Raw genomic sequence first — 25985 nt, forward strand, 5'->3', positions numbered from 1 at the left:
CTCCGTGCTTATTCTTTTAGGGAATGAATCAGTAAAAGTGTGAACTTATCCGTTTATAGTTTTACTCAGTCATTATGAGAAATGATTCCATTAGATTCTTCACACCAGAAATCCAGCGTTCTTAACCACCAGCCATGAAGAGCGATTCACTGGCTAATGAACCTTGGATCAATGAAGCGTCTAATCTGACTAACACAAGAGTAATTATCATGCCGATATCACTCGGAAGCGCCTTTATTAAGAATTTTTTAGGCAAAGCACCAGACTGGTACAAAATTGCCATCATTGCCTTTTTAATCATCAATCCGATTGTTTTCTTTTTTATTCATCCTTTTGTGGCCGGTTGGTTACTGGTGGCTGAATTTATTTTCACACTAGCCATGGCATTAAAATGCTACCCACTACAACCTGGTGGCTTGTTAGCTATTGAAGCAATCGCCATTGGTATGACAAGTCCAGACCAAGTCAAACATGAGCTAGTAGCAAATATTGAAGTTTTACTTCTGCTGATGTTTATGGTCGCAGGTATCTACTTCATGAAGAACTTATTGTTATTTATCTTCACTAAGATTCTGTTAGGTATCCGTTCAAAATTGATTTTATCGATGGCTTTTTGTATTACGGCGGCTTTTCTTTCTGGTTTTTTAGATGCACTGACCGTAATCGCGGTCATCATTAGTGTCGCGGTTGGGTTTTACTCCATCTACCACAAAGTTGCCTCAGGACAACCGTCGGCCCCGTCTCACGATCATACTCATGATGAGCAAATACCAGAACTGACTCGTGATGACTTAGAAAACTATCGCGCATTTTTACGCTCACTACTGATGCATGCTGGGGTTGGAACGGCTTTAGGTGGTGTGATGACGATGGTTGGCGAACCACAAAACCTGATTATTGCTGACCATGCTGGCTGGTTGTTTGGTGAGTTTTTAATTCGTATGTCACCCATCACTGTGCCTGTTTTTATTTGCGGACTTCTCACCTGCCTATTGGTCGAACGTTTTAAAATATTTGGTTATGGAGCAGAACTACCAGCCAATGTTCGCCAGGTCTTAATGGATTTCGATAGCGAAACTCGCCTGCATAGAACGCAACAAGATATCGCTAAACTTTGGGTTCAAGCGATTATCGCGGTCTGGCTCATTGTTGGATTAGCGCTACATTTGGCCGCTGTAGGTCTCATCGGTTTATCCGTGATTATTCTTGCGACCAGTTTTTCAGGTATCGTCGAAGAACATGCTTTAGGTAAAGCATTTGAAGAAGCCTTGCCGTTTACTGCACTGTTAGCTGTTTTCTTCTCCATTGTTGCGGTGATTATTGATCAACAATTATTTACTCCGATCATCGACAGTGTGCTGCATATTGAAGATAAAGGTGTACAGCTCGCTCTGTTTTATATCGCCAATGGTCTACTGTCGATGGTATCCGACAATGTCTTTGTCGGCACGGTATACATCAGTGAGGTGCAATCTGCATTAACGCACGGATTGATTTCTCGCGATCAATTCGATCTCCTTGCGGTGGCAATCAATACGGGCACAAACCTCCCTTCTGTTGCAACACCGAATGGACAGGCTGCTTTCTTGTTTCTGTTAACTTCAGCACTGGCACCATTAATCCGACTGTCTTATGGACGAATGGTGGTCATGGCTTTGCCATATACTATCGTAATGAGTTTAATCGGTTTAGGCGGGATCATTTTCCTACTCGAGCCCATGACTAGCTACTTTTACGAGATGGGTTGGATCACTCATCATAGTCTCAAAGCCGCCGCTGCTATTGTTGGTCATTAAAAATTTGTATTGAATAAGAAACTATTCCACGCTAAAAAGCTCTGAATACTAGAACAAGCCATTGATGCCAATAAACATCAATGGCTTGAATATTTTCTTAATTACGCAAGGATGATGATGTGAACGCTCTTTTGCAACTCCAACGTTTCTCTCATAATCGCCTCTCTTGGGCTCTATTATTCATTTTCGTGCTCTTCTTTGAGCTTTGTGCCCTCTATTTCCAACATATAATGATGCTGTCCCCATGTGTGATGTGTATTTATGAACGAATCGCAATGTTGGGTATCGGTGTAGGAGCGTTCATTGGCCTACTCAATCCCAAACAGCGAGGACTTCGCTGGTCAGGATTTATTGTTTGGGGGATAAGCGCCTACCAAGGACTCACCCTTTCTATCGAGCATGTAGATTACCAATTAAATCCGTCGCCATTTAATACCTGTGATCTGTTTGTCACGTTTCCAGATTGGGCACCACTCAACCAGTGGGTACCTTGGATGTTTGAGGCTTATGGGGACTGTAGTGACATTTCTTGGCAATTTATAAGCTTGACGATGCCACAATGGTTAGTGGTTATTTTTGCTGGTAACTTGATAGCGCTTGCTGCTGTGTTAGTGGCTCAGTGTCTTAAGCGGGCAGCATAAACAATAAAAAGCCCACCAAACGGTGGGCAAATAAATTGTGTGAATTACCAATTAAAAGAAGTACTTGAAACGTACACGAACGCCGACATCTTGGTCATCGTTATCGTTATCCACTTTAGAGAAGTAAGATCCAAGGTAGATAGAGAAATCTTGCACATCCATCACATTAGCAATCTCATAAGATGCCCAAGTGGTATTCATTTTCTCTTTGCTGCCCGTGTCAGTTTCTGAATAGATATGGCCTAAACCAAATCGTTTATACTGAATAACAGCACCGATTGAGGAGTCTTCTTGATCAGTGGTATCAAAATCACGGTACGCATAACTTACATCTAAGCTAAAATCTGACACCGCATATTTAATGGTTGCCCCATAGCCAAGATAATCATTCTCAGCATCTGCCTTATCCGCCGTTAAATTCGCTTCCATACCGGCGGCAAAGCGCAGACTATCTGTTGCCTGAAAAGCGACAACCGGTCGCACAAACACAGCATTTTGATCCGCACCACTATTTTCTTTAAACAGTGATCCTACTTCAAAATACAACTTATCGAGCGATTTTGCATAGCTTACTTGGCCATAATCACCACGGCCTCGAGCGTCTTTTAAGCGATAAGGTTCAATAACATTATTATTCACATCGACTTTTGCAAAATCGAGCATGGTATCTTGCCCAACAGGGAACATATCAAACGCTTCAAAACGCCCAATTTTCACTTCCCAATCCGCTTGGCGACCCATTGCGAAGAAGGCATCATCTAAATCCACATCACCCGTTGATTTCAGTAGTGGCTGAACTTGCACTTTCAGATAATGATCATTGGCAACAGCACGCTCAGCAGCAATTTGCACCAAAATCCGGCCACTTTGACTAAAATCTTGACGATCTTGGTTCTTTCTTTCTTTATCCACCACATTGAGATCATACTCAACGTCACCACCAATCGTGAATAGACCCTTTTCATTTTCAACGCTGATCCCAGCATGTGCTGCCAGTGCTGTAGAAACTAAAACGGAAGCAAGCGAAAGTTTACCAAAGGTATTAAATTTCATTATTATCTCCATTGACCTTAAGGCCATTATCTTGATTTTATTGGTTTAATGCTTTTCCTTAGCGCTACTCAGAAATGAACATAGATTAGGGGGTACATTGTTGAAATGTGGCAACCTTTTCATTCCCGAGGTCAGCAACCACTGTACATGTGCCTCCTTGCATGCTGCCGACGGTGGAGAGTCTACATTTACCAAAACCATAGAAACCATGAATCCGATCACACAAGGAACCGTTCCCACTCAATGAATGATAAGGAATATTTCCTCCATCACGCTTATGGAATTAATTTGGATAAGAAATAAAATAGTGGCATGATTATTATTGTTAATTTTTTTATTGAAAAAAATAATTCAGCAACGGAATGTAAATAAATAGCATCGGGAGATCACTCAAGATGAGATGATACTCAAACCATTTGGCGTTACAGGTAGGCGACAAGTGAGTGACAAATTGGTCTGAAATCAATTTCAACAGCCGTAGGCTGGCCTTTGGTGAGAGACACGGATGGTTCTTATCATCTCCATGGGCATAGACAGGCTATGCAATTGGCGTGAACAAACGTAGCCAGCCCCCCCTGCAACTTCAAGTAGGAGGGTATAAAAAGTAGTTTTGTGTATCACGAGTTGAATCTTGAGGATAAAAATAAAGAAAATTGCGAGATAGAAAGATTAGGTTGCGTTGACCTTTCACGGTTAAATTCCATTCGAAAGGTCAACAGTACCTAGCTCACGCTAAGCAGTATAAGATAAAGAAACAGACATTAATTTTTAAGGTCAACAGCCCCTAGTAGGCGCGGGCGCGAGTACTTCTCGATTACCATTATGCCCCGGAGCGCTGACAATGCCTTGCGCTTCCAGTTGTTCAACAATACGAGCGGCACGGTTATAACCAATTTTAAAACGGCGCTGAACACCAGATACAGAACCTCGACGACTTTCAACCACATGCTCGACAACTTGGTCAAAAAGAGGGTCTATGTCCTCATCCTCTTCCATTTTTTCACCTGGTAACAATCCATCCGGCCCTTGATCGCCATTAATGATGTCACTGATATAATTCGGTTTTCCACGCGCTTTCCAGTTATTCACGACCGCATGAACATCGTCATCTGAAGCAAAAGCACCATGCACACGAATGGTATGGCTAGAGCCTGCTGGTAAATAAAGCATGTCGCCCATCCCTAATAACGACTCGGCACCACCTTGATCCAAAATGGTTCGTGAGTCTGTTTTGGTTGAAACAGTAAAGGCAACTCGCGTTGGAATATTTGCCTTAATCAATCCGGTAATCACATCGACCGACGGTCGTTGAGTAGCCAGAATAAGGTGAATACCCGCTGCACGTGCTTTTTGAGCTAAACGCGCAATTAACTCTTCAACCTTTTTACCGACCACCATCATTAAATCGGCAAACTCATCGACCACCACGACAATATAAGGCAGTTTTTCCAACAATGGGGGTTCGCTGTCCATACTTTCCGAATCATTCCAGAGAGGATCATGAATCGGATGCCCAGCTTGTGCGGCCATTTTCAGCTTATCGTTAAAGCCTTTTATATTTCTGACCCCTAACACGGACATCAATTTATAACGACGCTCCATCTCGCCCACACACCAACGTAATGCGTTAGACGCATCTTTCATATCGGTGACGACTTCCGCAAGTAAATGTGGGATCCCTTCATAAATCGATAATTCCAACATTTTCGGATCAATCATGATAAAACGAACATCTTCTGGCGTAGATTTATACAGCATACTCAGAATCATGACGTTCACACCGACCGATTTTCCGGAACCTGTCGTTCCCGCAACGAGAACGTGAGGCATTTTGGATAAATCGGCGACGACAGCTTCACCCGCAATATCCTGCCCTAACACAATGGTCGTTGGCGATTTTGATTCTTGAAATTGGTGACTACTGATCACATCCGACAAATAGACCGTCTGGCGGCTCATATTCGGTAGCTCCAAGCCAACATACGGTTTACCTGGAATCACCTCGACAACCCGAACCGCCATAGCTGAAAGAGAACGAGCTAAGTCCATGGATAAACTAGAAATACGGCTTACCTTTACTCCAGGTGCTAAATCTAACTCAAACCGGGTAATAACTGGCCCAGGGAAGATATCCACAACTTGTGCTTGAATTTTATAATCAGCCAATTTCGATTCCACTAAACGGGCAATCTCTTCTAAAGCGGCTCGGTCAATAAAGTTTTCTCGTTTTTCTGGATGATACAGCAACGCCAAAGTCGGCATCGGTTCTGCTGGCTTGGGTAAATTAACCTCTTGCTGCATCAAAAATGGATTCTGTTTAGCCGCGAGGTTGGCTTGAGCTTCAGATACCAAGGTTTGAAAAGCCTGTACGTCTGGATCGTCAGCATCACTTTCCTGCTCTCTTGTCGATGTTTCAGGCTGTATATTGGCTTGCTCCTCTACCACTGGCGTTTCAAGCACATCTAAGGTTGAAATCATCGGTTCTGTAGATTCTTCATCCCAATCAGACTGAGACAATGAAGCCATTGTCTGGCTACCATCTTGTGTTTCTGGTTCGATGAATTCCGTTGATGGCCGCAGCGAAGCATGCGGATTAAGATGCGTTTTTTCTAGGTCGACTTTTGTATCTTCAGCATAATCATCGTTTTGATACGCCGCATTTTCTAGCTCTTCAATCGTGGTATACAGCTGCGCCTCGCGGACAGTTTCTTGAGATAATGTTTCAATCTCAGTGGTCGCTAAAGGTTCGTCCCTCCGATGTGAAACAGAAAACTCAACCGGATTTGGCTGCTCTTTTTCCGAACGAGGCTCAGGGATATGAATATTAAAACGTCGCTCTTGTGGCTCGTTTTGGTCTTCTTCGATTGATAATGAACTCATAACCGACTCATCCGGAGCCTGTTGATCATGTTCAGAGAGAGGAGAAAATGCGGAGACGTTAGGTTCTAACAGTTGTGGAGCCACTAATTCGGATTTTTCACCACGACAACGGTTGACTAACCACTGAAAGGCACGGATGGTAAACTCTCCTAACCACTCGACAATAGTTAACCAAGAAATACCCGTAAGTAAGGTAAAACCCGCCCCCCACAAAAAAAGTAACACCAGCGTTGTGCCTAATAAATTTAAGATGGGCAAAGCCAAGCTAGTCAATACATCGCCAATCACACCGCCAGAAGAAAAGTACCAGATGTCATCAAAATTAATATCAGCAAGGCCACAACTGGTTAAAATCAATATGGCTAGGCCCAATAACCTTGTTCCCCACAAGGTAAAATCGAGCCGTTCATCTTCCTCTCTCGCTCGTAAAAAAACCCAAGCACTCAACGTTAAAATGATCGGTAATAAATAGGCTAATGAGCCAAAGACAAAAAATAGAGTATCTGCGATCCAAGCACCAATCATTCCTCCTGCATTTTGAATATCTGCGCCCCAAGCAGTTTGAGACCAAGAAGGATCAGCAGGATGAAAAGTAACCAGCGCTACCGCTAATAAAATGGAAAAGAGTACCGCTAAAATTAGCCCACACTCTTTTAATCGTTGTTTACCGTTCAAGCGCAAAGACTGAGGCTCTTCACTGGTCTTGACGATCGTTTCAACTTTATGATTGTTCTCTTTGAACATAAACCAACTTGACTATGATAATGCCCAATATGTTATACACTATACGCATATCGGAGCGATGAAAACAGTCCGAGCGGCTACTGCCGCTCGGTTTGTTTATAGATTTAACCATACCAAGGTAAAAAACCCAATCTATCTCGGTCAGAATGAGGCAAGAACTCGCTATTCCACTGACAGAAACAGATTAACGGGTCTTAATCACCAGTTGGTTGGTTTGTTTGACTTCTTCCATGACCACATAAGTGCGAGTATCATTCACACCAGGCAGACGCAACAACGTGTCCCCCAAAAGCTTGCGATACGCCCCCATGTCTGAGACTCGAGTTTTGAGAAGATAATCAAAATCACCAGAGACTAAATGACACTCTTGAATATCATCCAGCTTTTGTACCGCAGTGTTAAATTGTTCAAATACATCTGGTGCACCACGATTCAACGTGATCTCAACAAACACGAGCAGTGAAGCATCGAGATATTGAGGGTTGAGTAACGCAGTATATCCGGTGATATACCCTTGACGCTCTAAACGACGTACACGTTCTAAACAAGGAGTCGGTGAAAGCCCTACTCGCTTGGATAATTCAACGTTTGAAATACGACCATCTTTTTGCAACTCATTTAAGATATTGCGATCAATCCGGTCAAGATCCTTGGACGGCCTTTTATAGTTGTCTGCCATTTTTTATTCCACCTTATTACTTCCTTGCAAAAAAATATACTATAACTTTTTGATATTCAGCATCAAACTTTATATATGCACAACTAAACTAGTTATAAATTCGATACAACGTGACTACATTCACTAACCCTACAACTAAGGAGTCAGGATGATAATTGGCATCCCAAAAGAAATCAAAAACCACGAGTATAGAGTGGGAATGATTCCTGCTAATGTGAGAGAACTTCTCACTTATGGCCACCAAGTGATTGTCGAAACCCATGCAGGCACAGGTATCGGTTTCTCAGACGATGATTACATCGCTGCCGGGGCATCCATTATTCACTCTGCTGCAGACTTATTTGCGCAAGCAGACATGATTATAAAAGTTAAAGAGCCTCAGGTTGTAGAACGATCGATGCTAAAAGAAGGACAAATTCTATTTACCTATCTACATCTTGCCCCAGATTTTCCACAAACTGAAGCACTTATCAAGAGTAACGCGGTTTGCATCGCCTATGAGACTGTAACAGATCATATGGGACGCTTACCACTATTAGCCCCTATGTCTGAAGTAGCAGGTAGAATGGCAATACAAGCCGGAGCGCTTACCCTAGAAAAATCACAAGCCGGCATGGGCTTACTCTTAGGTGGCGTACCCGGTGTCGCACCGGCCAAAGTCGTTATCCTTGGCGGAGGGATGGTTGGTGCCAATGCGGCAAGAATGGCTATCGGTTTAAAAGCGGACGTAACCATTTTAGACCGAAATGTGGATGTACTCCGAAAGCTAGACCAAGAATTTCAAGGGCGAGTCAAACTGCTTTTCTCCACCAACGAAGCAATTGAACAGCAAATTCTTGCCGCCGATCTCGTTATTGGAGCCGTACTCATTCCGGGGGCCACCGCACCCAAATTAGTCACTAAAGAGCATATTAAACGAATGAAGCCCGGTTCTGCCGTTGTCGATGTTGCCATTGACCAAGGTGGCTGTTTCGAGACATCTCGCCCCACTACCCATGACAACCCAACTTATGTGGTCGATGACGTTGTCCATTACTGTGTCGCGAATATGCCCGGAGCGGTTGCTCGCACATCGACTTTTGCTCTCAATAACGCAACGCTTCCCTATATTATCAAATTAGCTAACCAAGGCTATCAACAAGCATTGCTGAGTGACCCCGGATTTTTGAAGGGCCTCAATGTCATTCATGGCCAAGTTACCTGTCGAGAAGTTGCCGATAATTTCAAACTACCGTATGTCTCGCCACTTGATGCCATTAACCAATTAAGTGAATAAAGCCAATCAATAGCCGGGGGATACCCGGTTATCTTTTTGTGCATGAATCACAAGGTTTCTCGGTGTGATAGCTCGCGGACAAAACTCACCGATCTCAACTCGATACCCTTGCTCTTGTAGAAATAGCGCCCGATCCAAAACAAGCCACAACTCAAGTAAACGTTGAAAACCATGTTGAACTAAACTGAGTCGCTCCATTTTCCAAAAACGCTCAATACCTTTTTGATGATAATATTCAAAATGAATAGTAGGTAAGGTCATGCCCTTTTTAGCGGCCGCCCAACAACAAAAAGCCTCAAAGCCTTCATTTAACTGCGACTTTTTAACACTCGGGGTCGGAAGGTATTCTTGATAACCGAGTTCAGCTTTTAACAACTCATCCCATCCGAGTCGGTAGGTCATTTCCAACCAACGATGGCGCTTAACACGCTCCCCTCCGGTCACGGTTTCCTGCAACGGGATTCTCAATTCATTCCGAGTCAAATTCAAAGCAGATCGTTTTGCTAGCTGAGAAAGAGGACTATAATATTCACCTTCAATCAAATGATAACAACAAGGAGAAAAGGTAATGGCCGCTAACTGATTCGTCACCGCATACTGCAATAAGCGAACATGTAAATCACCACAGGCATGCAATGCAACGGCATGCTGATGCGCTTTAAATAAACGCTGGCTGCGCACATCCAATGCATCACCTTGAACAAAATTCATCCTTAACCCTAAACGATCCGCCTCCAATTGGCCTTGCTCACATAATGCCTCTTGGTATTCAAAACTCACCACGGGATGAGATGAGTGAGAAGCAAGCCAACGGCCAAGGTATCCTTTACCCGAACACCACTCTAACCAAGCTTCACCTTGATGTCGACTGACCAGAAAAGCCCCCAAACTTTTTATCTGCGCAAACTTACGACCAGGAACCCCAGGATAAGGCTCACTATACGCCTCACAAAAATCATTCGATTGCCCATTCGATAACAACAGACGCAAAGATTGAACAATATGATCAAGTTTAGGGATATGGACCGATAGCATAGCTATTAATGGTTCAGGCTGCTGTTTCAATTCAGCAACCTGTTCATTTGAAAGGGTACTCAACCACGCCTCTAACTCAGGAGCTATTGAAGACCAAGGCGCTGTTGCTAAGCCACTATCATGAAAAGGCTCAAAACGCCAGAAAGGCTGCGTCTGACTAAGATAAGTATCAATGTATTGAAAACAATCGCGCATGCGCCCTCCTCAAATAATGGCCTATTTTAGAGTGGTACTTATGAGGAGGAAAGGATTAGCGTACCGGCAGCTCGATATCTTTAAACATCTCTTCGATTTCAGCATTAGATTTTAAAGAAATCGCACGCTCAACCACAGGTCTGGTTAAATGAGGAGCGAAACGTTCCATAAAATCATACATATATGTGCGCAAAAAAGTACCACGACGAAAACCAATACTCGTGGTACTCGCACCAAAAATGTGGCTGGCATCAATGGCCACTAAATCAGTGTCTTGCTCTTTATCAATCGCCATACTGGCTATCACCCCAATCCCCATCCCCATTCGAACGTAAGTTTTAATCACATCAGCATCCGTGGCCGTAAACACCACTCGAGGATGCAACCCAACACGATTAAAGGCGGTATCAAGTTCTGAACGCCCAGTAAAACCAAACACATAAGTGACCAAAGGGTAAGCCGCAACATCTTCAATGGTAACAGAAGCTTTCTGTGCCAATGGGTGATCGTGAGGCACAACAATGGAGCGATTCCAATGGTAGCAAGGCAACATGATCGCATCTTGATATAAATGGAGTGCTTCAGTAGCAATGGCAAAATTGGCAATACCCTTAGCGATCGCCTCAGACATTTGACTCGGCGTGCCTTGGTGCATATGCAAAGACACTTTCGGATAGCGAGCAGTAAAACCTTTAATTACATCAGGTAATGCATAACGAGCTTGGGTATGGGTGGTTGAAATATTCAACGTGCCCATTTCTGGATGAGTATGCTCTGCGGCAACCGACTTAATGCTTTCTGTTCGCGCAAGAATTTCGGTGGCAATCCGGATAACCTCTTGACCAGCATGGGTCACTTGGGTCAAATGCTTGCCGCTGCGCTCAAAAATCTGTATCCCGAGCTCATCTTCTAATAAGCGAACTTGTTTACTGATACCTGGTTGTGAGGTATACAAACTTTCTGCTGTCGCCGACACATTTAAGTTATGATTGACCACTTCTACAATATATTTAAGTTGCTGCAACTTCATAATTTATCTTATTTCCTTCTGAGAAGTGCGACATCGCCGTTCTATGGTTTATAATGATTAGTTATAACGCTTCACGAACACAATGCAAAGAGCTTACAATAAATAGTTGTACAAACGCGGCACATTTCGATCATCATTAAGAAAAATGAGCGCCTACCCTAAAAATGATCGCTCTGTTGCATTTTTTTATGCGGAAAGCACAAATAATGCACATTGACTCTTGGTAGATGGTGTAGAGAGAAGCTAGGATAGTGTATGCTCTGGCATTGGGCCTTTTAAAAAAGATACGGATTTTATGAATATAGGTTTAATTATCGCTCTGGTGGCCATTCTATTGGTTTTAATCTTGGGTTATAACATCATGCTGCAATACAGACTCAAGATTGAAACAACCAAAAAACAAGAGTCAGCAAGGTACCTAACCATTATTGATGCTACCGAAGACTTAATCGGCAATGCTCATCATCTTCCGTTTAGTAAAGATCTACTTGTTTGCTTGAATACCCGTATTCTTGACGCCCTACAAAATATGTTAGATCTCGATCCAAAAAATAAGCAATTAGCTCAACGTGTTGAAAATATGCAGACACAAATCCAACACCTAAAAGAAAACCACCCGGGTGGAGAAAGTACTACATTTAAAGTCCCGACTAGCGATAAGCAAGCCATCGTCATGCTAAAATTAGTCAAACGGTTACGTGATACTATCCGTAGTGAACATAATAAAGGCCGTTTTGATACCCAAGCTTATGTCACTGAAAATGCTCGATTAGAAACCATACAGATCCGCATTAATATCGAAAATGTCATTAAACGAGCTAAAGATTCAATTGTTCGAGGCCAACCCGGAACCGCCTTACAGTTACTTCGCAAAGGATTAGACGTGCTAAGTACCAAAAATGACAGTTATTCTCATCAAGCTCGAGAAAAGTTACAAGCCATGTATGATGAAGTCGAATCACGTCGCCAAACCAAAAATGCATCTGAAGTTCAACAACGTGAAGAAAAAGAACGAGATAGTGATATGGAAGCGCTCTTTGGTGAAAAGAAAAAGTGGTAATAATCTCTCCCACTACTCACCTATTCATGGCAACATAATATATCAACTTTTTAATGGCTTATGATCAACAATACACCCGCTATTGAACAGCTAATCAATCCACTTAAGCAATTTCTCGCTTGTGCAACCCCCGATGCTTGGCTTAATGAAGCTCAAAAACCCGAAAATCTGTCAATTATCCTCCGTGACCACTTATTGTGTGAGCTGAAAGCCGCACAAAGCGCTATGTTTTTACTTAAACGCTACGTAGTGACAGAGGAAGGAAGCCGGCAACTAAGCCAGTTATCAGCACCTTATGAGCAGTTTGCTTACAAATGCGTCGGTAACCTCAACACGTTACAAGGAAAAAATCAGCTCTCCAAGTCTATTCAAGCGAAGCCAAACTGCCTTTATGGACAAGCGATGATTGATAAAATGGTACTCTTGATCAAAGAAGAGCTGCATCATTTTTATCAAGTACTTGAACTTATCCAACAAAAGGGATTTGAATATCAGCCAATTAACGCTAGTCGATATGCTAAGGGGATGCTTAAACACGTCAAAACGTATGAGCCCGATGCACTCGTCGATAAGCTTATTATTGGCGCATTTATTGAAGCCCGTTCATGTGAACGTTTCGCAAAACTAGCACCTTATTTAGAGCACGATGTAGGAAAATTTTATTTTTCTCTTTTACGCTCAGAAGCACGACACTATCAAGACTACTTGGAACTCGCAGAACAGATTGCAGGTAAAGATATTTCAGAACGTATCGAGCACTTCGCTAATGTTGAAGCTAAATTAATTTCCTCACCGGATAGCGACTTTAAGTTCCATAGCGGTATTCCGACATTTTCAGCGTAAACACAACTCAGCGTAAACTCAACCAAGCAAAAGAGGTGTTCAAATCACCTCTTTTGCTGCTATTGACGATTTAAAGTAGGGATGCATGAATCTCTGCCAACACTTGAGCAGGATTGCTGGCTTTGGTAATTGGCCGACCGATCACGAGATAATCAGCTCCTGAGTTGATGGCTTGCTCTGGCGTCATTATCCGACGTTGGTCACCAATATCGGCCCCTATTGGCCTAATTCCCGGTGTAACTAACTGAAAGGCTTGTCCAAGCTCACGTTTTAGCCTAGAGGCTTCTTGAGCCGAGCATACGACGCCATCTAAACCGGAATTTTTTGTCAGTCTCGCTAAGCGCATCACCTGCTGCTCTGGTTCACTGTTGATACCAATACCTTGTAAATCACTCTGTTCCATACTCGTTAAGACGGTTACTCCAATTAACAATGGACGATCACAACCGTAAGGCTCAAGTATTTCTCGTGCAGCCGTCATCATACGCTCTCCACCGCTGGCATGAACATTGACCATCCAAACACCTAAATCCGCCGCTGCTCGCACTGCCTTAGCGCAAGTATTAGGAATATCATGAAACTTAAGATCGAGAAAAACAGCAAACCCTCGATCATGTAACTCAGTAACGAAATGGGGACCAAACCGTGTAAACATCTCTTTGCCAATTTTTAACCGACAACTTGCCGGATCAATTTTATCGACAAACGTAAGCGCATCGGTTTTGTGTTCATAATCGAGTGCAACGATCACTTTTGGGTCGTTCATTTCTACTCCTAAGATATACATTGAGCCTAAAAAAATGCAGCTTATAGAGCTGCAAATCTTGAAAAATCATTCGCCATCCAATCCACGGATGGGCTTAATCGATCCCCACCCTTTGCAGGATGGACAGTGCCAATATAGCGAGTGCGTTGAGAAACCACAGCGGCGGCATCGGTAATGTGGTTTTGTTTTTAACTGCTCACCCACTAACCGTTGCAAAGTTAACAAACTAGCTTTAGCGCGCCCTTCTTCTGCCTCAGCAATATGGTAATCAATCAGACGATAAAAACCTTTCATGGTTGGATTTTTGACTAATTGGCGAGTTAATAATTCTTGAGCACTGGCGGTACCATCATGCTGCGCGACTAATTGTGCTAGCATTAACTCAGCAGACACTCCTGCATTATTGTTAATACACTGACGCAATAATTCAATCAATTGTGGCTCTTGGCCAAGATGATGATAACATTCGGCTAAGGATGGTAGAACTTCTCCAATAAAATCAATATCTTGCTCAAAAACCATTTCAAGATAAATCAGCGTCTGTTTATAATCTTGGTTGGCTAAATAGAGTTTTCCTAAGGAAATACTGGCACGCACGCATTTAGGGTCTTCATGTAAAGCTCGTTTTAGCAACTGGATCGCTTTATGATCTTTCCCTTCTGCTTTTTCCTGCATTGCCAGTTCACACCAAAAATGAGCAATGGTTTGCTTCATTCGCTTACGCCCGAGCTTGACTAAGGCTTGCGCACATGAAATCGCCTTATGCCATTCACGTGTTTGCTGATAAATTGCGGTTAATTGTTGAAGCGCAGACTCACGATGTTCTGGTTCATCAATTAATTGCTCAAAGATTTTCTCTGCACGATCCAAAAATCCAGCAACCATATAATCTTTCGCTAACTGCTGTAAGGCGAGGTTTTTTTGATCAATGGTTAAGCCTGAACGAGAAATCAGGTTTTGATGGATACGAATTGCACGATCAACCTCACCACGAGAACGAAATAAATTTCCCAATGCAAGATGGGTATCTATCGTTTCGTTATCCACTTGCAACAGCTCGATAAAGTGATCAACGGCTTTATCAGACTGATCTGAAAGTAATAAATTTAGTCCCGTTACATACTGTCGAGATATTTGGTGGGAATGCTTCTGCTTGTCTTGCTGAGCACTACGATTACCCATATACCAGCCATAGGCGGCAGCAATAGGCAAGAGCAAGAAAAGAAGTTCTAACATCTAAGTAATAGCCTTACTCGAGAGTCGCTTTAGCATTTGTCTGCTCTTGCGATTTTGTGTGTTGTTTTAGCTTTCGAGTCAATTTACGAATTTCTAATTGAGATTTCAGATAAAAACTGCCAAAAATGATCCACGCAATAAGAAAGCCAACGACAAAGACACTGCCAAGCAAGGTGGATAGATGAAACTCACCTTGAGCGAATAAATAGTTAAATGTGACTAACGCTTGATTCTGTGATCCTAACGCTAAAGCCAGTAAGAAAAGAGCGAGTAGCACAAGGATTTTTATCATTTTCATAATTGATTACCCATCCACAAATCTATTAACCGATTATGCAGGAAAACGCTCAGACAAACCATGCGCAATTTTATCGTCAAATCAGCTTAAGGTTACTCGAAATCCACAGCAAGCAGTGGACGCCCCAGATAGAAAGAGCCTCCGCCCGATAAGAAGAGAGCAAATAAAGTTGCGATAGCATTCCGAATCAAAATATAAAAAAACGGCACACCAAGACAGTATGCCGCTTATAAGGCTATTCTACCATTAAAACTATTGATTAACTCGCTCACGCAACTCTTTACCCGGTTTAAAGTGCGGAACATATTTACCATCCAATTCGACTTTTTCACCAGTTTTAGGATTGCGTCCAACACGGGGATCACGATAGTGCAAAGAGAAACTACCAAATCCTCGAATTTCAATGCGATCTCCAGCTTCTAATGTTTTCGACATGTGTTCCAGAATCTCTTTTACCGCATCTTCAATTTCTTTTGCCGACAGATGGGGTTGCTCGGTACACAGCCTTTCTATTAATTCAGACTTCGTCATAGTTTCCCTCTTTGAGTTTTTACCCTGATTATAGTCAGTAATATCAATTCCAACAAACACTTGCTTCATATTGTATAAAAAGAGTATGGCTAAGTTGCATCAAAGAAAGCGGAGAACATGTCTCTTAGAAAAACTTAGCTTAGCTTTTATACCTCAAAGGGATAAACCGGGCTCTCTGAGGTCCAGCAATACTAGCATAAGTAAATGTAATAGATCATCACGTTATCTCGCTGATGAATAAAAAAAGGGGCCATGCGGCCCCTTTTTAATCAACAAGTTAGATTACTCGCCTTTAGCAGCTTTGAAAGCGTCTGCCATTGCATTACCGAAAGCAACATCATCTTGTTTATTGATAGATGCCATTGCTTCTTGCTCTTCAGCTTCGTCTTTCGCTTTGATAGATAAATTGATGACGCGGTTTTTACGGTCAACACCAGTAAATTTCGCTTCAACTTTATCACCAACACTGAGAAGTAGAGATGCATCTTCTACGCGATCACGAGTAATTTCAGAGGCACGAAGGTAACCTTCTACACCATCTTCTAACTCGATCGTTGCGCCTTTAGCGTCAACAGCGGTTACCGTACCGTTAACTAGAGTGCCTTTCTTATTATCAGCAACATAAGCATTGAATGGGTCATTTTCCATTTGCTTAACGCCTAGAGAAATACGCTCACGCTCTGCATCTACAGCTAGAACAACTGCAGAGATCTCGTCACCTTTTTTGTACTCACGTACTGCTTCTTCTCCAGGAACATTCCAAGAGATGTCAGAAAGGTGAACCAGACCATCGATACCGCCATCAAGACCGATAAAGATACCGAAATCAGTGATAGACTTGATCTTACCAGTCACTTTATCGCCTTTAGCTTGTGCTTCAGCGAATGACTGCCAAGGGTTAGCTTTACACTGTTTCAAGCCTAGAGAGATACGACGACGTTCTTCGTCGATATCAAGAACCATAACCTCAACTTCGTCGCCAACATTAACAACTTTAGATGGGTGAATGTTCTTGTTAGTCCAGTCCATTTCTGAAACGTGAACCAGACCTTCAACGCCTTCTTCGATTTCAACAAAGCAGCCGTAATCAGTTAGGTTTGTTACGCGACCAGTTAGTTTGTGACCTTCTGGGTAACGTTTAGCGATTGCTACCCATGGATCTTCGCCAAGCTGTTTCAGACCTAGAGAAACACGGGTACGTTCACGGTCAAACTTAAGAACTTTAACTAGGATTTCGTCACCAACGTTAACGATTTCTGATGGATGCTTAACGCGTTTCCAAGCCATATCTGTGATATGTAGAAGACCATCAACACCGCCAAGATCAACGAATGCACCGTAGTCAGTAAGGTTCTTAACGATACCTTTAACTTCAGTACCTTCTTGTAGAGTTTCAAGAAGTTCGTCACGCTCAACACTGCTTTCAGATTCGATAACAGCACGACGAGAAACAACAACGTTGTTGCGTTTCTGATCAAGCTTGATGACTTTGAACTCTAGCTCTTTGTTTTCTAAGTGAGCAGTGTCACGGATTGGACGAACGTCAACTAGAGAGCCTGGAAGGAATGCACGGATACCGTTCAATTCAACAGTGAAGCCACCTTTAACTTTACCATTGATGATACCAATAACCGTTTCAGCTTCTTCGTAAGCTTTCTCAAGAACGATCCACGCTTCGTGACGTTTCGCTTTCTCACGAGAAAGTTGAGTTTCACCGAAACCGTCTTCAACAGCGTCAAGTGCTACGTCAACTTCTGAACCAACTTCTACTTCTAGTTCACCCGCAGCGTTTTTGAACTGTTCTGCTGGAATAGCAGATTCAGACTTAAGGCCAGCGTCAACAAGAACGTAGCCATTTTCAATCGCAACAACAGTACCTTTAACGATAGTACCTTGTTGGAATTGGGTTTCATTTAGAAACTCTTCAAAGAGTTGAGCAAAAGATTCAGTCATGTATTTAATCTTCAATAATTAAACGTCCATGGGTATCCTACCGCATGGGGTTATTAAAATCGCCAGTCATCATCCTTGCGACCAACGTTCTTAACTGGCGTGATTTATTCCACCAGTTTCGATTCTATATATTGTAACGCTTGTTCCACCACTTGATCTATAGATAATGTGGTGGAATCAAGTAATAGCGCATCCTCGGCTGGGCGCAGTGGTGCCACGGAACGATTACGATCTCGTTCATCTCGCTCTTGAATTTCGCTTAAAAGGTCGTCAAATCTAACATTAAGGCCTTTCAGTTGCAACTGCTTATAACGACGCTGAGCTCGTTCTTGTGCGCTCGCATCTAGGAAAATTTTCACAGCAGCTTGGGGAAAAACAACCGTTCCCATATCTCGTCCATCCGCCACCAAGCCATGGCCTTGATCAAAAGCTCGTTGTCGACGTAGCAAAGCTTCTCTGACGCGAGGTAATGCGGCAATTTTTGAGGCAGCCATCCCCGTTTCTTCTTTTCTCAGTTCTCTGGAAACATCTTCTCCTTCAAGAATGACTTTCACCAAATCACCTTCAGCAACAAATTGTACATCCAGATGCGTTGCCAATGGAACTAAAGCGTCTTCTGAATCAATATCAACACCATGATGAAGAGCGGCAAGAGCTAATACCCGATAAATCGCTCCTGAATCTAACAGCTGAAACCCGAGTTTTTTCGCCAACAACATACAAAGAGTGCCTTTACCAGCACCACTAGGTCCATCCACGGTAATGACCGCTGTTTGCAAGGACATGCTTTACTCCATTTATTGTTTATTTTTCGTATGACTTATTTCGCGACTGACGGCGCATTTGACTATACCCAAACAACTTGGAGTTGCAGGTTGGCGGCAAGTGAGTGACAAATTTGTCTGGAACAAATTTGAACAGCCATAGGCTGGCCTTTGGTGAGAGCCACGAATGGCTCTCATAACCCCGATGAACATAGACAGGCTATGTGATTGAGGTGAACGAACGTAGCCAACCCCCCTGCAGATCAAGTAGGAAAGGGATAGCATGGAATTATATACCGAAGTGCAACTAAGATGCGAGTTTCCCAACCCGTTACAATAAGACAACGCCTTATACTATCTACACCCAAACAACTTGGAATTGCTGGTTGTCTATATCGAGAAAGAGCAAAAAATAACAGTAACGCAGAGACTAAAGAAGAGAAAGGACAGGGGTGTATAAACAAAAACTCAGGAATTTTTCCTGAGTTTTGATAATCAACCCAAATACTCATATAGGATGGAAATGAGATTAAAGCAAAATTCGCTTGTCATTTTTATTGACCGTCGCTCGGCCAATGCCTTTTACCTTAATTAAATCATCCTTATTAGTAAAAGCACCGTTTTGTTCCCGATACTCAACAATCGCCTGTGCTTTTTGCAAGCCAATTCCTTGCAATAACGTCGCCATTTCTTCTGCAGAAGCGGTATTAATATTAACGGTGATCTCAAACCCTTGACTGACCTCAGTAAGTTCTTCACCAGAGGCATAACTCATTGGCCAGCAAGCTCCTAGCAGTAAAATGATTAAGTATTTTTTTAGCATCATAACTCTCCTTGTGATTACCTATGCGACAACGCGTATTGATACTAGGGGAAATAAAGACACAACAAATCAAACAAAACCGTAAAATAAAATGAGCTGCAAAGGCAGCCCATTTTAACAAACATATCAATTACATGATGTGTATTATTGATTCACAGAGAAATACTCAATTTCTGTATTTTTACGCAATACATTCAGTACACTATCTAAATCCTGCTGAGTACCAAGACGAGATAATTGAGCAGCAATTTGCTCACGATATTGCGCATCGACCTGAGTATCAACTTTATCTAACGCAATCACAACCACGTTTCCATCCTGATCTTTTCCTTGCGCATAAACCGATTTATCTTGTTCCGGCTTGGGCATTGAAAAGACAATCTTAGCCAAAGCTGCACCCCGATCAATCGTTTGTGGTTGGCTAAAAGTAAGCTTATGCTCGGCCAGTAAGTGATCATCCCCTGCTTGCAATCCACTCACTAGCTGAGTCGCTAACTGCTGTGCTTGTTGAGCACCTTTTAGCTGCACCAGTTCCGCCTCAATGGATGACTTGACCTCGGCTAATGGCAAAATAGTTTCAGGTCGAGACTCTTCAACACGCACCACCACAATGTGTTCTGGAGCAATTTCAATCACCTCTGAGTTCAAACCATCTTCTTTGACTTCTGGTGACTGCAATGCCTGTAACACATCCGTATTACGTAAACGTTGGGGAAGTTCATCAATTGAAATAAAGTCAGTACGCTGAATCTGTGCATGAACCACTTGCGCTGCATCATCCAATGAATCTGGAGATTCAAACGCTACTTTTTCAAGCTCAGTTTGCAGTTGGTAGAACTGATCAACCGCTTGTTGATCTTGCAGCTCAGTTTTAATTTGCGTAACAACTTGCTCAAAAGGTCGAACCATGGGGGCGTTAAGCTCATCAAGTTTGATAATGTGGTAACCAGATTCCGATTTAACTAAGCCCGTTACATCACCAACATGCTGTAGCGCAAACGCTGCATCTTCAAACGCTGCATCCATCGTACCACGTTCAATCCAGCCCAGATTACCGCCTTCTTGTACACTCCCAGTATCTTGTGACTTTTCTTTGGCTAGGGTGGCAAAATCAGCCCCTGCATCAAGTTCATCAAGAATAGCTTGAGCCATTGCCCTGTCATCACCTTTCACAAGGATATGGCTCACTTTACGCTGTTCATCTGACGTATATTTATCTTGATGCTCTTGATAATAAGCTTGTGCTTGCTCATCACTCACCAATACCGCAGCTTTCAATTGTTGCGCTGCCAGTTCAATATAAGAAATTTTCATCTGTTCTGGACGAGTATAGCGCTCATCATTTGCTTGGTAGTATTGCTCGATTTCCTCAGCGGTAACTTGGACTGACTGAGTAAAAGATGCGGTCGGTAAAGAGATGGTACGAATTTGACGTTGCTGAGTAATTAAAGCACTCTGGGCATCAATTTCACCATTTAGGGTAAATTCACTACCTTGTAGCGCAGTCATTAACTGATTACGTACTAAATTACGACGTAGATATTGTGCAAACCCGTCTGGGGTAAACCCAGCACGACGCAAAGCCGATTGGTAAAGCGTTTGATCAAACTGACCTTCCGATTGAAACTCAGGCATGGTTAAAATTGATTGACGAACTTGTTCATCGCTCACTCTGAGCCCAAGTGATTGAGCATGTTGCTCAAGTAAAAGATCATTAATTAAATTATCAAGCACTGACTTTCGCAAGAAGGAAACGTAAGCCGGATCGGCTAACAAGTTAGAAAAGTAATCGCCAAACTGAGATTGCATACGATTACGTTCATTTTGGTAAGCTTGCTCAAATTCTCCTCGGCCAATATCAACACCGCCGACTTTAGCGGCAGCGTTATTGCCGCCACTAATCAGGGAATTACCTACCCCAGCAAAGACAAAAGAAAGGATAATTAGTCCTAGGATAATTTTTATCGCGGTGCTGTTCACGCCCTCGCGTAATCGATCCATCATAGTTTTACTGCTCTCCGGATTTGAAGTCACAGACTTCAGCCAAAATTGAATAGCGCGATAATATCAGAAAAAGAAATGCGCATCAGTAGGATGCGCATAATTTCAAAAGGTTCGAACTAAATTTGCGTAAAAACAACAAAAGTAACTGAATTAGTTACAAGCATCTTTCAATGCTTTACCCGCTTTGAAAGCAGGTACTTTTGCTTCAGCGATTTGAATCTCTTCGCCCGTTTTAGGGTTACGACCAGTACGAGCCGCACGGGTACGAACTGAGAAGGTACCAAAGCCCACTAATGCCACTTGATCACCAGACTGAAGAGTATCGCTCACTGCTTCAATAAATGCATCAAGGGCACGACCAGCTGATGCTTTTGAGATATCAGCGTCAGCTGCAATTTTTTCTACTAATTGAGTTTTATTCACTATGATTCCCCTTTGGCTACCAAGTTATTATTTTGTTCGGTGCCGATTCGTTCCATTAAGATTAAAAACAGGCTTAAAGCCTTGTGACAACTGGGCTTAAGCCATAGTCAATAACGTTAGCTCTCAAAAAAAACGCTGACAAGCCTTTTTCCACCTATCAGCGTAATCTTTTACTTATTTTTGCTGCATATCACTATTTGACCGCTGAAAAACTGACCCCATTCGGATCTTTTTCTAATGCAACTTGCAATACTTCATCAATCCACTGGACTGGGATAACTTGCAAATCTGCAATCACGTTATCTGGAATCTCTTCTAGATCACGCTCATTATCTTTAGGGATTAACACGGTTTTGATCCCGCCACGATGGGCCGCAAGCAGCTTTTCTTTCAAACCGCCAATCGGCAACACTTCGCCTCGCAGCGTAATTTCACCTGTCATTGCCACTTCCGCTTTTACCGGATTGCCGGTAAGGCTAGAGACTAACGCTGTACACATCGCGATCCCCGCACTCGGGCCATCCTTCGGTGTTGCCCCTTCCGGAACATGAACATGGATATCTTTCTTTTCATAAAAGTCACCATTGATACCGAGTTTTTCCGCACGAGAGCGAACGACAGTCATCGCGGCTTGAATCGATTCTTGCATCACATCGCCCAGCGAACCGGTTTGTGTTAACTTCCCTTTGCCCGGCATCGATTGTGTTTCAATCGTGAGAAGATCGCCACCGACTTCAGTCCATGCAAGGCCAGTAACTTGACCGATACGATTACTTTCATCCGCTTTACCATAATCAAACCGCTGTACACCTAAAAATTCTTTTAAGTTTGCTTGATTAACCGTCACGGTTTTGACCCCAGTATTGAGCAGAATTTTCTTCACCGCTTTACGACAGATTTTAGAAATTTCTCGCTCAAGCCCGCGGACTCCTGCTTCGCGTGTATAGTAGCGGATAATACCAATAATGGCTGAATCTTCGATGATGATCTCACTAGGTTTCAAACCATTACGCTCAATTTGCTTATTCACTAAATGACGTTTTGCTATATTGAGTTTTTCATCTTCGGTATAACCGGATAGACGAATCACTTCCATACGATCCAACAGCGGGCCTGGAATATTCATCGAGTTAGACGTCGCGACAAACATCACATCCGATAAGTCATAGTCAACTTCCAAATAATGGTCATTAAACGAGTTATTTTGTTCAGGGTCTAGCACTTCTAACAAGGCAGAAGCGGGATCGCCACGCATGTCTGAAGACATTTTATCGATTTCATCTAATAAAAATAGCGGGTTTTTAACCCCAACTTTTGCCATTTTTTGAATCAACTTACCCGGTAATGAACCAATATAAGTTCGACGGTGCCCGCGAATCTCGGCTTCATCCCGCACGCCACCTAGAGCCATACGGACATATTTACGGCCAGTGGCGGCAGCGATAGAGCGTCCTAATGACGTTTTACCCACCCCTGGAGGCCCAACCAAACATAAAATTGGCCCTTTTAACTTATTGATCCGTGTTTGTACCGCCAGGTATTCCAAAATGCGCTCTTTTACCCGTTTCAAACCATAATGATCAGCATTGAGGATCTCTTCTGCTTTAGCGAGATCTTTTTTCACTTTAGAGCGCTTCGTCCAAGGCACGCTAACCATCCAGTCGATGTAGCTGCGAACCACCGTGGCTTCTGCCGACATCGGAGACATCATTTTTAGTTTTTGCAGCTCTTGCTCTGTTTTTTCTCGAGCTTCTTTTGGCATCTTCGATGCTTCAATTTTTTGTTGCAAAACTTCAAATTCATCGGGTGCATCATCCATCTCACCGAGTTCTTTCTGAATGGCTTTCATTTGCTCATTCAGGTAGTACTCTCGCTGAGATTTTTCCATCTGCTTTTTCACGCGGGTACGAATGCGTTTTTCAACTTGCAGCAGATCAATTTCTGATTCCATTTGCCCCATCAAAAATTCCAAACGTTCAGCGACGTCTAAAATTTCTAAAACTTGTTGTTTATCTGCCAGTTTTAGTGGCATATGCGCTGCGATGGTATCGGCAAGGCGAGCGGCTTCATCGATACCATTCAGTGATGTCAGGACTTCAGGAGGAATCTTTTTATTCAGCTTGATAAAACCTTCAAACTGATTGATCGCGCTGCGCACAACCACTTCTTGCTCTTTATCATCCAACTCTGGAGTCAATAAATACTCAGCTTCCGCTGAGAAAAATTCACCTTCGTTGAATTGATGGATTTTTGCGCGCTGTTGACCTTCAACTAAGACTTTTACCGTACCATCGGGTAATTTCAATAATTGAAGGATGGTCGCCACAGTTCCCACTTCAAAGAGATCTGAAACTTTCGGCTCATCGGTTTCTGCTTGCTTTTGAGCAACCAGAAGCACTTGCTTGTTGTTATCCATTGCCGCATCTAAACACTGAATGGATTTTTCACGGCCAACAAACAGAGGAATGACCATATGTGGGTACACCACTACATCTCGTAGAGGGAGTACTGGGATCTCAATACGCTCGGATCGTTCCAAGTTCATATTATTCTCTCTTCCGCTTTTATGTATATGGCAGTATATGGGGGCTAACAGACTGGATTCAATGACAGAATTAAAAAAAGGAGGCTTGACCGCCTCCTTTTAAAACAGTTGCACAAATTTTATTCAGCACCTGCAGCTTGATGCTCATTTCCTGCGTAAATGAGTAAAGGAGCTGACTCACCATTTATAACAGACTCATCAATGACAACTTTCTCAACGTCAGACATTGAAGGCAGTTCATACATGGTTTCTAACAGGACGTTTTCAAGAATAGAACGTAGACCCCGAGCACCAGTTTTACGCTTCATCGCTTTAGCGGCGATTGCACGTAAGGCATCTTCACGAAATTCTAGTTCCGTCTCTTCTAACTCAAAAAGAGCGGCATACTGTTTTGTCAATGCGTTTTTCGGCTCACATAAGATTTGAATTAAGGCTTTTTCATCCAGTTCTGTTAAGGTTGCCGTGACTGGCAAGCGCCCAATAAACTCTGGAATCAACCCATATTTTACCAAATCTTCAGGTTCTACTTGGGTAAAGAGTTCACTTATCGACTTACTACTGTCTTTTGAGCGAACTTCAGCTCCAAAACCAATTCCTGTCCCTTTCGCGACACGTTGTTCAATGACTTTATCCAAACCAGAGAAAGCACCACCACAAATGAAAAGAATTTTTGAGGTGTCAACCTGTAAAAACTCTTGCTGCGGATGCTTACGTCCACCTTGTGGCGGAACGGATGCCACTGTACCTTCCACCAGTTTTAGCAGCGCTTGCTGAACCCCTTCACCGGATACATCACGAGTGATGGATGGATTTTCTGCTTTACGTGAAATTTTATCGATTTCATCGATATAGACAATTCCTCGCTCTGCCTTGGCAACATCATAGTCACATTTTTGTAGCAGTTTCTGGATGATGTTTTCAACATCTTCTCCCACATAACCGGCTTCGGTTAATGTAGTTGCATCTGCCATCGTAAACGGAACGTCTAAGAAACGAGCCAAGGTTTCAGCAAGTAGTGTTTTACCACTTCCTGTTGGACCAATCAGCAAAATATTACTTTTGCCAAGTTCCACACCGTCACTCGTTGTATCACCGTTACGTAAACGCTTGTAGTGGTTATATACCGCAACCGCAAGCACTTTTTTTGCATGTTCTTGGCCAATCACATAGTCATCGAGATGTTCACGAATTTCTCGAGGAGTCGGCAACGCTGACGACTCTTTCTTCGGTAAAACATCTTTGATCTCTTCACGAATAATATCGTTACAAAGATCGACACATTCATCACAGATGTATACTGAAGGACCGGCGATTAGCTTGCGAACTTCGTGCTGGCTTTTGCCACAGAAAGAGCAGTACAGCAATTTACTGCTACCACCCTCTTTGCTTTTATCTGTCATTCGCTAACCT

The 25985-nt window shown here is 42.8% G+C and carries 21 protein-coding genes; 5 read left to right on the forward strand and 16 right to left on the reverse strand.

All coding sequences use genetic code 11. The features are described from left to right. Positions 1 to 209 precede the first annotated feature (209 nt). The gene (nhaB, locus tag FKN05_RS05175) at positions 210 to 1796 is read left to right on the forward strand and encodes a Na(+)/H(+) antiporter NhaB (protein WP_099612150.1); all 1587 of its coding nucleotides are present in this window, start codon (positions 210 to 212) and stop codon (positions 1794 to 1796) included. Positions 1797 to 1915: 119 nt separating this feature from the next. Continuing rightward, the gene (dsbB, locus tag FKN05_RS05180) at positions 1916 to 2437 is read left to right on the forward strand and encodes a disulfide bond formation protein DsbB (RefSeq protein ID WP_099612149.1); all 522 of its coding nucleotides are present in this window, start codon (positions 1916 to 1918) and stop codon (positions 2435 to 2437) included. A gap of 51 nt (positions 2438 to 2488) precedes the next feature. Here dsbB and FKN05_RS05185 read toward each other — a convergent pair whose 3' ends face one another. From FKN05_RS05185 to lrp, 3 genes are all read right to left on the reverse strand, one after another. After that, positions 2489 to 3490, reverse strand: a complete 1002-nt coding sequence (locus tag FKN05_RS05185; RefSeq protein WP_161427454.1) for a carbohydrate porin — start codon at positions 3488 to 3490, stop codon at positions 2489 to 2491. A 774-nt stretch (positions 3491 to 4264) separates the two neighbouring features. Next, positions 4265 to 7114, reverse strand: coding sequence for a DNA translocase FtsK (locus tag FKN05_RS05190; RefSeq protein ID WP_099612147.1), 2850 nt, complete (start codon positions 7112 to 7114; stop codon positions 4265 to 4267). A gap of 184 nt (positions 7115 to 7298) precedes the next feature. Beyond that, positions 7299 to 7793 carry a leucine-responsive transcriptional regulator Lrp gene (gene lrp / locus FKN05_RS05195; protein WP_004726475.1) on the reverse strand — a complete coding sequence of 165 codons (495 nt, stop codon included), beginning with the start codon at positions 7791 to 7793 and terminating at the stop codon, positions 7299 to 7301. A gap of 148 nt (positions 7794 to 7941) precedes the next feature. Here lrp and ald point away from each other — a divergent pair, with 148 nt between their 5' ends. Next, entirely contained in the window at positions 7942 to 9069 is a 1128-nt protein-coding gene (gene ald, locus FKN05_RS05200) for an alanine dehydrogenase (RefSeq protein ID WP_170887032.1), read from the forward strand. A 6-nt stretch (positions 9070 to 9075) separates the two neighbouring features. Here ald and FKN05_RS05205 read toward each other — a convergent pair whose 3' ends face one another. Both FKN05_RS05205 and cysB read right to left on the reverse strand, forming a co-directional pair. Further along, on the reverse strand, positions 9076 to 10299 hold the full coding sequence (locus FKN05_RS05205; protein WP_099612146.1) for a methyltransferase: 1224 nt from the start codon (positions 10297 to 10299) through the stop codon (positions 9076 to 9078). 55 nt (positions 10300 to 10354) lie between these two features. Then, positions 10355 to 11329, reverse strand: a complete 975-nt coding sequence (cysB, locus tag FKN05_RS05210; RefSeq protein ID WP_099612145.1) for an HTH-type transcriptional regulator CysB — start codon at positions 11327 to 11329, stop codon at positions 10355 to 10357. Between the two features lie 295 nt (positions 11330 to 11624). On the opposite strand from cysB, the gene FKN05_RS05215 reads away from it, so the two are divergent. Both FKN05_RS05215 and miaE read left to right on the forward strand, forming a co-directional pair. After that, entirely contained in the window at positions 11625 to 12389 is a 765-nt protein-coding gene (locus FKN05_RS05215) for a DNA repair protein (protein WP_099612144.1), read from the forward strand. A gap of 60 nt (positions 12390 to 12449) precedes the next feature. Then, the gene (gene miaE, locus FKN05_RS05220) at positions 12450 to 13232 is read left to right on the forward strand and encodes a tRNA isopentenyl-2-thiomethyl-A-37 hydroxylase MiaE (protein ID WP_099612143.1); all 783 of its coding nucleotides are present in this window, start codon (positions 12450 to 12452) and stop codon (positions 13230 to 13232) included. A gap of 70 nt (positions 13233 to 13302) precedes the next feature. Here the strand turns inward: miaE and pyrF are convergent, their stop codons facing one another. From pyrF to clpX, 11 genes are all read right to left on the reverse strand, one after another. After that, positions 13303 to 13998, reverse strand: a complete 696-nt coding sequence (pyrF, locus tag FKN05_RS05225) for an orotidine-5'-phosphate decarboxylase (RefSeq protein WP_099612142.1) — start codon at positions 13996 to 13998, stop codon at positions 13303 to 13305. 66 nt (positions 13999 to 14064) lie between these two features. Beyond that, positions 14065 to 15234: a lipopolysaccharide assembly protein LapB gene (lapB, locus tag FKN05_RS05230; protein ID WP_099612141.1), complete on the reverse strand. Its 1170-nt coding sequence runs from the start codon at positions 15232 to 15234 to the stop codon at positions 14065 to 14067. Positions 15235 to 15247: 13 nt separating this feature from the next. After that, positions 15248 to 15532, reverse strand: coding sequence for a LapA family protein (locus tag FKN05_RS05235; RefSeq protein ID WP_099612140.1), 285 nt, complete (start codon positions 15530 to 15532; stop codon positions 15248 to 15250). A gap of 252 nt (positions 15533 to 15784) precedes the next feature. Continuing rightward, positions 15785 to 16063: an integration host factor subunit beta gene (gene ihfB, locus FKN05_RS05240; RefSeq protein WP_099612139.1), complete on the reverse strand. Its 279-nt coding sequence runs from the start codon at positions 16061 to 16063 to the stop codon at positions 15785 to 15787. 282 nt (positions 16064 to 16345) lie between these two features. Beyond that, positions 16346 to 18016, reverse strand: coding sequence for a 30S ribosomal protein S1 (gene rpsA / locus FKN05_RS05245; RefSeq protein ID WP_099612138.1), 1671 nt, complete (start codon positions 18014 to 18016; stop codon positions 16346 to 16348). A gap of 104 nt (positions 18017 to 18120) precedes the next feature. Further along, positions 18121 to 18801: a (d)CMP kinase gene (gene cmk, locus FKN05_RS05250; RefSeq protein ID WP_170887033.1), complete on the reverse strand. Its 681-nt coding sequence runs from the start codon at positions 18799 to 18801 to the stop codon at positions 18121 to 18123. A 508-nt stretch (positions 18802 to 19309) separates the two neighbouring features. Continuing rightward, positions 19310 to 19606 (reverse strand): ComEA family DNA-binding protein, encoded by a 297-nt coding sequence (locus FKN05_RS05255; RefSeq protein WP_099612135.1) that lies wholly within the window; start codon positions 19604 to 19606, stop codon positions 19310 to 19312. A 141-nt stretch (positions 19607 to 19747) separates the two neighbouring features. Next, positions 19748 to 21607: a peptidylprolyl isomerase gene (gene ppiD, locus FKN05_RS05260; RefSeq protein WP_170887034.1), complete on the reverse strand. Its 1860-nt coding sequence runs from the start codon at positions 21605 to 21607 to the stop codon at positions 19748 to 19750. A 150-nt stretch (positions 21608 to 21757) separates the two neighbouring features. After that, a complete protein-coding gene (gene hbs, locus FKN05_RS05265; RefSeq protein WP_099612133.1) occupies positions 21758 to 22030 on the reverse strand; it encodes a non-specific DNA-binding protein Hbs in 273 nt (90 codons plus the stop codon). Between the two features lie 193 nt (positions 22031 to 22223). Next, positions 22224 to 24575, reverse strand: coding sequence for an endopeptidase La (gene lon / locus FKN05_RS05270; RefSeq protein WP_099612132.1), 2352 nt, complete (start codon positions 24573 to 24575; stop codon positions 22224 to 22226). A gap of 119 nt (positions 24576 to 24694) precedes the next feature. Beyond that, positions 24695 to 25975 (reverse strand): ATP-dependent protease ATP-binding subunit ClpX, encoded by a 1281-nt coding sequence (clpX, locus tag FKN05_RS05275; RefSeq protein ID WP_099612131.1) that lies wholly within the window; start codon positions 25973 to 25975, stop codon positions 24695 to 24697. Positions 25976 to 25985: the final 10 nt, after the last annotated feature.

Origin of the sequence: Vibrio sp. 1-1(7) (genome assembly GCF_013048485.1) — a bacterium.
In the GTDB taxonomy this organism is placed as follows: domain Bacteria; phylum Pseudomonadota; class Gammaproteobacteria; order Enterobacterales; family Vibrionaceae; genus Vibrio; species Vibrio fujianensis.

Bases quoted from the DNA above. Each gene is read 5' to 3' on its own strand.
- nhaB (WP_099612150.1), top strand. From the start codon at position 210: ATGCCGATATCACTCGGAAGCGCCTTTATTAAGAATTTTTTAGGCAAA.
- FKN05_RS05185 (WP_161427454.1), bottom strand. From the start codon at position 3,490: ATGAAATTTAATACCTTTGGTAAACTTTCGCTTGCTTCCGTTTTAGTT.
- FKN05_RS05190 (WP_099612147.1), bottom strand. From the start codon at position 7,114: ATGTTCAAAGAGAACAATCATAAAGTTGAAACGATCGTCAAGACCAGT.
- lrp (WP_004726475.1), bottom strand. From the start codon at position 7,793: ATGGCAGACAACTATAAAAGGCCGTCCAAGGATCTTGACCGGATTGAT.
- ald (WP_170887032.1), top strand. From the start codon at position 7,942: ATGATAATTGGCATCCCAAAAGAAATCAAAAACCACGAGTATAGAGTG.
- FKN05_RS05205 (WP_099612146.1), bottom strand. From the start codon at position 10,299: ATGCGCGATTGTTTTCAATACATTGATACTTATCTTAGTCAGACGCAG.
- cysB (WP_099612145.1), bottom strand. From the start codon at position 11,329: ATGAAGTTGCAGCAACTTAAATATATTGTAGAAGTGGTCAATCATAAC.
- FKN05_RS05215 (WP_099612144.1), top strand. From the start codon at position 11,625: ATGAATATAGGTTTAATTATCGCTCTGGTGGCCATTCTATTGGTTTTA.
- miaE (WP_099612143.1), top strand. From the start codon at position 12,450: ATGATCAACAATACACCCGCTATTGAACAGCTAATCAATCCACTTAAG.
- pyrF (WP_099612142.1), bottom strand. From the start codon at position 13,998: ATGAACGACCCAAAAGTGATCGTTGCACTCGATTATGAACACAAAACC.
- lapB (WP_099612141.1), bottom strand. From the start codon at position 15,234: ATGTTAGAACTTCTTTTCTTGCTCTTGCCTATTGCTGCCGCCTATGGC.
- FKN05_RS05235 (WP_099612140.1), bottom strand. From the start codon at position 15,532: ATGAAAATGATAAAAATCCTTGTGCTACTCGCTCTTTTCTTACTGGCT.
- ihfB (WP_099612139.1), bottom strand. From the start codon at position 16,063: ATGACGAAGTCTGAATTAATAGAAAGGCTGTGTACCGAGCAACCCCAT.
- rpsA (WP_099612138.1), bottom strand. From the start codon at position 18,016: ATGACTGAATCTTTTGCTCAACTCTTTGAAGAGTTTCTAAATGAAACC.
- cmk (WP_170887033.1), bottom strand. From the start codon at position 18,801: ATGTCCTTGCAAACAGCGGTCATTACCGTGGATGGACCTAGTGGTGCT.
- FKN05_RS05255 (WP_099612135.1), bottom strand. From the start codon at position 19,606: ATGATGCTAAAAAAATACTTAATCATTTTACTGCTAGGAGCTTGCTGG.
- ppiD (WP_170887034.1), bottom strand. From the start codon at position 21,607: ATGATGGATCGATTACGCGAGGGCGTGAACAGCACCGCGATAAAAATT.
- lon (WP_099612132.1), bottom strand. From the start codon at position 24,575: ATGAACTTGGAACGATCCGAGCGTATTGAGATCCCAGTACTCCCTCTA.
- clpX (WP_099612131.1), bottom strand. From the start codon at position 25,975: ATGACAGATAAAAGCAAAGAGGGTGGTAGCAGTAAATTGCTGTACTGC.